This window comes from Paenibacillus sp. 01T442 (assembly GCF_056398345.1).
In genome coordinates this window covers 19,750-27,922 of record NZ_JBFTPF010000068.1, presented here as the reverse complement: position 1 = coordinate 27,922, position 8,173 = coordinate 19,750, and the positions used below count along the sequence as shown (strand labels likewise).

Annotated in this window: 7 protein-coding genes and 1 pseudogene; all 8 read left to right on the top strand. The window is 41.8% G+C overall.

Features of this window, described 5'->3' with window-relative positions:
• The coding region (locus AC1DLM_RS28825) for a hypothetical protein (RefSeq protein ID WP_477571894.1) at positions 1–1,446 on the top strand (1,446 nt) is incomplete at its 5' end.
• Between the two features lie 53 nt (positions 1,447–1,499).
• Positions 1,500–2,324, top strand: coding sequence for a hypothetical protein (locus AC1DLM_RS28820; protein WP_477571893.1), 825 nt, complete (start codon positions 1,500–1,502; stop codon positions 2,322–2,324).
• A 434-nt stretch (positions 2,325–2,758) separates the two neighbouring features.
• Positions 2,759–3,994 (top strand): annotated as a pseudogene (locus AC1DLM_RS28815) (DNA polymerase IV); the annotation flags it as partial.
• Complete coding sequence (locus AC1DLM_RS28810) at positions 3,991–4,515, top strand: YhjD family protein (RefSeq protein ID WP_441991632.1); 525 nt, start codon at positions 3,991–3,993, stop codon at positions 4,513–4,515. The pseudogene AC1DLM_RS28815 and the gene AC1DLM_RS28810, both read left to right, overlap by 4 nt.
• A gap of 147 nt (positions 4,516–4,662) precedes the next feature.
• Positions 4,663–5,343 carry an SOS response-associated peptidase gene (locus tag AC1DLM_RS28805; RefSeq protein ID WP_441991631.1) on the top strand — a complete coding sequence of 227 codons (681 nt, stop codon included), beginning with the start codon at positions 4,663–4,665 and terminating at the stop codon, positions 5,341–5,343.
• Between the two features lie 39 nt (positions 5,344–5,382).
• Positions 5,383–6,546 carry a metallophosphoesterase gene (locus tag AC1DLM_RS28800; protein ID WP_477571892.1) on the top strand — a complete coding sequence of 388 codons (1,164 nt, stop codon included), beginning with the start codon at positions 5,383–5,385 and terminating at the stop codon, positions 6,544–6,546.
• A gap of 5 nt (positions 6,547–6,551) precedes the next feature.
• Positions 6,552–7,094, top strand: coding sequence for a hypothetical protein (locus AC1DLM_RS28795; protein WP_441991629.1), 543 nt, complete (start codon positions 6,552–6,554; stop codon positions 7,092–7,094).
• 42 nt (positions 7,095–7,136) lie between these two features.
• Positions 7,137–8,135, top strand: a complete 999-nt coding sequence (locus tag AC1DLM_RS28790) for a CobW family GTP-binding protein (protein ID WP_441991628.1) — start codon at positions 7,137–7,139, stop codon at positions 8,133–8,135.
• Positions 8,136–8,173 lie beyond the last annotated feature (38 nt).

Here is an 8,173-nt window from a genome sequence, read left to right as displayed (position 1 = left end):
GTATTTGGATTAGATTTTGGAGGGCTAACTACAAATAAATGTGCATTAGTCCGAGCAGATCGACCTGATCCCAAACTGAAAAAGATTTATATTACTATTATTAATAAACATCCGCTATCAAAAGAGAGTGAAGAGAGAAATCTTATAAAAAGATTAGACAAAGCTAGATATTCTTTTTTAAAAGGAAATGAAAAAACACCTATTTACGTGGATGTACCTATCGATCTTCAAATGTTAAATCAAATGTATARTTATAGGCATTACTGGCAATTGACTCACAGACCAGTTGATTATGTTTTCAGAGCCCTTGCTCCATTRGGAAACCTTATTGGGGTGATGGTTAGTGCATTTCGATACTTATTAACAAATCAATCTGAAAAGTTAGAAGAAAAAATGAAAATTATAGATAAAGAGATGTTAATAAATAAAGGGCTTGATAAACTTTTCTATGAAACTTATCCTTCCATTTCCTGCTACAATTTAAAGCTTTACCATAAAAAATACAAAGACACAGTCGCAATATATACCAACAATACTTGGAGACCTGCAAAGAAAGAAAATGATAAGTTTATTGAAGATACGACTTTTGTTTCAACTGAAAAATTACAAGATTTAAAACGAATGAGTTCGGGACAAATTACAAGTCATATAGGTGAAATTATTGATTCATTAGATGATTCGTTTCAATTATTAAAAAACATGTTTAGGCTAGAAGAAACTAGAGACATCTTAATAGATGATAATTTAGAAGGCAATGCGCTATTTGGGGGAATTCGTGACGAGTATACTGAATTTATAAAAAATATTGGGAAATCATCGACAAGGCAAGGGAGTTTACAGACTATTTCGAATAAACTAAAAAAAGATTCGAACAGTCATAATAAATTGTTGAAAATTATTTTTGTGAAAGAAACAAGAGAGAAGTTTCAAGAAGCTTTATTAAAATTTTTGCTAAGCGAAGGTCAAGAAATAGATCAGCAATTGGAAAATAATGTTATCGACTACTTCCCTCAAAAAATCACTAATCAATACGATTTTATTAATAATCTTAATACTTGCCGGAAAGAAATTCAAAAATCCGATAGAATGCGTTTCATTAATAATCTAAATAAATTAAATATTAAAACCCATGAACAAGCGTTTTCAATAACTGATGACGAATTTGACGCTATTATATGTTCATTGACAGAATGGTTTAAAGCCACAAATTTAAATGATGTCATTAGAGATTCGCTTAATATTCGATATGATGATCTTGAAATCGAGAACGATGATTTAGTTCCCCATGGCTATCGAATAATCGGTAATTACTTTAATCCAACAAACCTATTGGAAGACTATGTAATTATTTTGCAGAAATTAGATTGGCATGAAGGGATTATGGAGGCTAAATTTATATTAAATGAACCAAAATGGGGATTAGGATTTCAACACATTATTCAATAAAACATGGATTTCATTGAATTAGTATATTGTAAAATATTAAGAAGGTGATATTTTTGACCGCAGGAATGGATTTACCATCGAACGATATTATTAACGAAATTGAATTTATATTTAAAGTATTAAAACAGTATAATGTTTCATTTCATGAAACAAATAGATTCAGTCAATTCTATAAAAGTYACAAAAAATTAATTGAATCAAATAATATCTCTAATAATTTCTCAGAGCTGCTCGAAGGGATGAGAGATTTTTTTGAATTAAAATCAATTGTGTCTTCTCCAGAAATCTTGGGAACCTCGGTTGAGGAATTAAAACTAATGTTAAGCGGATGTAGATTACCCTCAGAAGACTCTAATTCAACTGCAAGGGACAATCAATATCAACTTTTTCTAGCATCTAGATTTAGTGATTCAGGAATGAATGTTAATTGTGTTGAACCAGATTTTTCATTTGAGTTTGAAGGCGTAACATATTCGGTTGCTGCTAAAAGAATTAAGAGTAGAAAAAAGATTTATGAACGAATTAAAGAAGCTGAGAAGCAAATTATGCAATTCGAGCACGATGGTTTTATTGCCTTATCATTAGACAGATTGTTAGAAAGCGATAATCCGTATGTTTTAACTAACAATCCTGATGATTTAGTAAATATAACAAATGAGTTGCTTTTAGGATTAGTCAAGGAGCTATTCCCTGCTAAATACTTTGAAGAAAGAAGCAAAAGAATTAAAGGAATAATAGTCACTTTAGGGATACCTAGTTTTACACCGTTCGATTCATCACTAGGGTATGGATTTTCTCTTCAACTCTTCCCACTAACTGAGTTAGGGGATGAAATGGAATACTTAAAAATAGGGAGAATTTGCGAACAATTAGCTTAACCTAACTTTCTAACTGATCCAAATAGAGTCAATAAAAGTACAGTTTTRTTGGAGCAGCCTCTTCTAAAGAAAGGGGCTGTTTTTCATTTTTTATTTGGGTTTTTAAGTTATGTATTCCTAAATAATGCGCTTCATTAATTGCTATTACTTTTTACTTGTTTTTTCTAATAAAATTTAACTTTTATAACAATATTAAAATGAAGTAATCTGGAAAAAGAATTAAAAGTAAAAATTTTTCAGGGCAATAATTTTATGTTTTCCAATAAAAGCGCTTTGAATATTAAAAATAATACAAAAGAAACCAGAACTAATATCCAAGTGGATAGTGTATTGGTACCAAAAGCTGATCCGAGTGCAAGGTGTATTGTCAAATACATATAAATAAAGATAAAGTTCAACAAAATTCAATATTAATTTAAATTAGGTCTTGATAAGCTGATTGTCAGAGCTTCTACGCAAGTGTAGAGAAGGCTGATCATCCAGGTCTAGATAATAAGCCGGTTGCCGTAGCAGGAGACCCTGCGTTAAGATCAGGTATTATTTTAGCTGCCTGCCCTGTTGCCAAAGGATATGGTGTATCGACTGCCGAACGGTTGGGTGAAGCATTGAAGAAGTGTCCCGAGCTGATCGTCATGCGGCCACGGATGCAGCATTACATTAATGTTTCGTTGCAAATAACTGAAATTTACCAGGAAGTTACGGATCTAGTTGAAATCTTCAGTATTGATGAACAGTTTTTAGATGTAACTGGAAGTATTCCGCATTTCGGAGATGCGATGACAATTGCTGAGACCTTGCAGTATAAGGTGCTCAAACAAACGGGCGTTAAGCTGCGGGTCGGAATTAGCTCGAATAAAATCTTAGCGAAAATCGCGACAGATATATGGGCCAAAAAGAATGCAACCGGCATATTCACACTGCTGCCATCCGCTGTCGAGGAACATCTATGGAAGGAACCTGTCAGCAAAATGTTCGGTGTGGGTTCGCGCATGACGGCGCATTTTGCTAAATTGGGCATGTATACCATCGGMGATGTGGCGCGGACGCCGCTGCCGCAGCTGAAGCAGAAATTTCGTGCGCGTTTTGGCAAGCAGTCGGACATTCACGCGGAGGTCATGTGGCGAACGGCAAACGGGTTGGATGACAGTCCAGTCACGCCGGGCACGTTCGATACACCTCCGAAGTCGATCGGTCATATGATGACGCTGCCGAGGGACTATGCAGAATCGTCGGAAGTGAATACGATACTTATGGAGCTGACGGAGGAGGTGTGCCGGGATTGCCGGCGCAAAGGCTATATGGCCTCTATCGTGACGGTCAGCTGTATGTGCAGTCCCTTTGATGCGCCGACAGGTTTCTCGCGCCAGATGAAGATGCCAGACCCGACGAATCATACCGGCACTGTTTTTCAAGCTGTGAAGCAGCTTTTCTATAAATTCTGGGATACGATGCCAGTTCGTCGTGCTGGCGTGATGCTGAGTCAGTTCGTGAACGATGAAACGTACCAGCTCACCCTTTTTGAAGATCAAGTGAAGGCACGTGAATTGGAGAAGGTAACGGATAGCATTAAGGATCGGTTCGGCAATGCGGCGATTGTTCGCGCGTCCTCCTTGACGACAGCTGGCCAAGCGAAGGTTCGCTCGCTCAAAATCGGAGGTCATTATAAATGAGCAAAAAATTGCAGAATAACGGTTTATGGGAGTCAAGCCGCATGATGCTGCCCCAGCACCGGGAAGCAGCTCAAAGCCAACGTCATGACAAACCGGTTCCTACGAAACGCCCGACAGTGGATGACATTAATATTATACGAGAATCTGTGCTGCTGCCGCTCATGCATACGATTATTGTACGAAGGGCGCGTGAAGTGGAGCGTTCCTCCGAGATGCTAAGAACACTTTATTCGAAGGTGGCTCAGGTGCTGGCCAAGAATATGCACGCGGACTTAGCCAAAGTAAAGCGTCATATGCTCGAAAATGACATGCATGTCGCGGAAGAAGAGAAGGATGATCAGATGATTCGTTACCGGTATCGGTGCCGTGAGCATGAAGATCGTTTTACGATGACGAGGGACTATATGCGTGCTGAAATTGGTGCGCGAATCGGCCGATATGCCGACAGTCTGGTCACAACCATTTATGGGACAGATCCGCGTGTGAGTGTGTTAGAGAAGGAAACGAAGAAGAAATCGTGAATCTGCCTGAAGATATCGCTAGCGCCCCTTCGCACAGCCTGAAGAAGAAAAGTTCTTCGGGCTGTGCGAATTGACGTAAGCCTATCTTTTTTCCATAATGGAGATAGGGGAATGAGATAACGGTGTGAAGGAGAAGGATGTTAACCTATGTGCGGACGCTACACGATCACTGTAACGTTAGAGGAATTGATGCTGCGTTACGATATGTACGATACTTTTATGCCGAGATATAGCCCTAAATATAATGTTGCGCCCGGACAGCAGGTGATGGCGATCGTCCATGACGGGCAGCGAAATAAGCTAGGCGAACTGCGCTGGGGACTGATTCCAGAATGGGCCAAAGATGAGAAAGTTGGCTATCAAATGCTCAATGCACGCTCCGAAACCTTGGCGGACAAGCCTGCCTTCCGCAAGCCATTTGAACGTAAACGCTGCCTGATCCCAGCAGATTCTTTCTATGACTGGAAAGGAAGCGGCAAGCATAAACAGCCCATGCGCATCATGTTGCGCAGCAAGGAACTGTTCAGTATGGCAGGGCTTTACGATACATGGACATCTCCCGAAGGTGTGCGGATCTCAACTTGTACGGTCATTACCACGGAATCGAACGAGATGATGAAGGATATTCATGAGCGTATGCCGGTCATTTTGCCACGAGAGAAGGAAGCTGTTTGGTTAGATCGGAGTAGGAAGAATGTGGATGAACTTCGTCCGCTTCTGCAGCCATACCCCTCGGAGCTCATGATGGCGTATCCGGTATCTAGCCGCGTGGGGAGTGTACGGAATGATGATGAGCAATGTATAGAGCCGATCAGTCTTTTGCTTTAAAAAGGTAGAGGGTAGCAGAGAATAGGAGCGTCAAGAAATATGAGAAATGGTATGTTGCTTAGGATCACACTGATACTTGCTATTGTAGCGKCGATCAACGGTTATATAGGCTGGCATTTGAAGGTTTATTTATCGCATTTATTGGGTGCTTCATTTTATCCCTGGTTGTATTGGCCTGTGTTTTGGATCGTTGGGTTCTCCTATGTCATAGGGCGGTTTGGAACGAAGGTGCTGCCTCCAACGCTAACACGACTGCTTAACATCATGGGTTCCTACTGGTTGGCTCTCATTCAATTCGGTATCCTTCTTTTGCCGGTCACGGATGTGGCGATTGGTGTGCTTTATGGTGCGTCTGTTTCGTCAGCTAATTATGTGCCTATACTGGGGTCGATCGTTATAGCCATTGTACTTATTCTCCTCTTAGTAGGCTCATATATGGCGCGAACCCCGGTTATCCGCAAATATGAGATTACGATTCCCAAGCAAGCGGGGGACTGGAAACAGCTTCGGGTCGCTGTCGCTTCGGATATTCATTTAGGTGCTGTCGTCGGCAATCGCCACTTGCGCAAGCTTGTCAAGCATGTGAATGCGATGAAACCTGATCTGATTCTGCTGCCGGGAGATGTCATTGATGATGATATTAAACCTTTTATTCGTTATCAAATGGGACAGACCATGCGAGAGTTGCAGGCACCGTTAGGCGTGTATGCTGTGCTTGGCAACCATGAATACTATGGCGGACATATTCCAGCTTTCGTGGAACAAATGGAACAAATCGGCATTCGTGTGCTGATGGATGAAGTTGTTCATGTCCAAGAACGCTTCTATCTCGTAGGGCGTAAAGATAAGTCTGCGGAACATTCCGCTGGAGGACGTAAACCGTTAGTCTCCTTGATGGAGGGAGTAGACCTTGCCCAGCCGATTATCGTTATGGACCATCAACCGTACCAGTTAGACGTAGCGGCTGCCGCAGGCGTTGATGTGAATTTGTCAGGTCATACGCACCGTGGTCAAATAGCGCCGAACCATCTGTTCACTAGACGGATCTTTGAACTAGATTGGGGCTATTTACGCAAAGGGAATTTACATGCGCYGGTGTCCTCGGGCTTCGGTACATGGGGACCACCGATACGATTGGGAAGCCAAGCGGAAATTATTGAGTTGACTATCCATTTTACAAGTCATGATAGAGAAGAGGGGTAACACCTATGCAAGAGTTAGAGAAGAAACAAATTACACCTGTGGAGCTGGCGGCAGCGATGATGCAGTTTACGATGAAAAGCATAGAAAATAGTTGGGACACGTTGAAGCCTGCCATCATGGCCTATCTACCACAACCTGTCTTGACGATGGCCAAAGAAGATGAACTGTTAAGAGAGATTTACATAGCGGCTTTGGCGTTGGAGATTTACTGTATTCCGCACGCATTCGATGAAGAAACAGCACGCCTAGTCAGCCGAGCTATGGGCGAGGTGATGGCTTCAGACAACTTAGCGGAGCATCGCCTATCGGAGTCGATTGGACACAATTATCTGCCTAGATTAGAAGCAGTTGCCGAAATGGCACCTGAGGACTTGGCACTTGAACTTGTTCAAGAAGCAGCGAAAATTCTGTACGAACGCATAGAGCTTCCTTTAAAGCCGGCAGATCCAAGTACAAGTCTATTGTGGGCAAAATTATTTCCTTTTTTAGCGGGCATTGTTGGGAAATGGCCGATCTTGGCCACCAAATTCGAAGTGAAGACCGAGTAATCGTGGGCGTAATTAGCCCGAGGATGGAGGTAAGCAACATAAATGGCAAACAAACGAGTTCATGTCTATGTGTTATCTGGATTTCTGGGGAGTGGTAAAACGACTTTGCTCACCAAAGCCATTGATTATTTCACCGAAGCGGGCCGCAAGCCGGCTGTGATTATGAATGAAATAGGCGAGGTGAATTTGGATGGACAATTAATTGCTAATGAAGTCCCTATGTCGGAACTGCTTGGCGGATGCATTTGCTGTTCGAGTCGTGGTGATCTTGGCACAGCCTTGAACGAATTAGTGACAGGGGAACAGCCAGATTTAATTTTCGTTGAATCGACGGGGATTGCGAATCCTATGGAAATTATTGATGAGATTACGGACGCTTCGCTCATACTTCCGATAGAGCTTTCAGCCATCATTACGGTTGTGGATGCTCCACAGCTGCTTGAATTAAATCGAACAAGTCGCGGAAAAACCTACCGGCTCATGCGGGATCAAATTCGATGTGCGAACTTGCTCCTGCTCAATAAGACGGACTTGCTGCAGGAATCGGCGCTTCAAGAAGTGCATGATCTCGTAAAGGAATGGAATCCTTATGCGGATTTGCATTATACCGTGTTCAGTCAGATCGATATCAAGCTAATTGAAGATATTCATACAGAGGGTTCTGACAGGTCGCCTGTGCAGGTAGAATCGAACGAAGAGGCAGTTTCGCATAGCCACGAGCATCATCATGAGCATGATCATCATCATTCGCATAACCATGTAATGGCGTATACCCATTTTTTTAAACGGGCCGTAGATAGTAACGCATTTGAACAATTCGTGAGCCAACTTCCTCAGGAAGTGTATCGTGCCAAAGGGATTCTCAGCTTCTCGGATACATCGAGTCGGTTCTTATTCCAATACGCCTATAGAGAAATGGATTTTGTGAAAATAACGCCTAAGGGCGACGTGCCTGACGTAGCAGTCTTCATTGGGGAGAACTTTGCCAAGGATGTCATTCGCACCGAGTTGCTGAAATTAGAAGCGGAGTCGGATACATAGAAGATAAACAGCCTAATGGCAAGTCCTTGGCTAAAATC

Excerpts from the sequence above, each read along its gene's own strand:
- AC1DLM_RS28790 (WP_441991628.1), top strand. The coding sequence starts at position 7,137 with ATGGCAAACAAACGAGTTCATGTCTATGTGTTATCTGGATTTCTGGGG.
- AC1DLM_RS28795 (WP_441991629.1), top strand. The coding sequence starts at position 6,552 with ATGCAAGAGTTAGAGAAGAAACAAATTACACCTGTGGAGCTGGCGGCA.
- AC1DLM_RS28810 (WP_441991632.1), top strand. The coding sequence starts at position 3,991 with ATGAGCAAAAAATTGCAGAATAACGGTTTATGGGAGTCAAGCCGCATG.
- AC1DLM_RS28805 (WP_441991631.1), top strand. The coding sequence starts at position 4,663 with ATGTGCGGACGCTACACGATCACTGTAACGTTAGAGGAATTGATGCTG.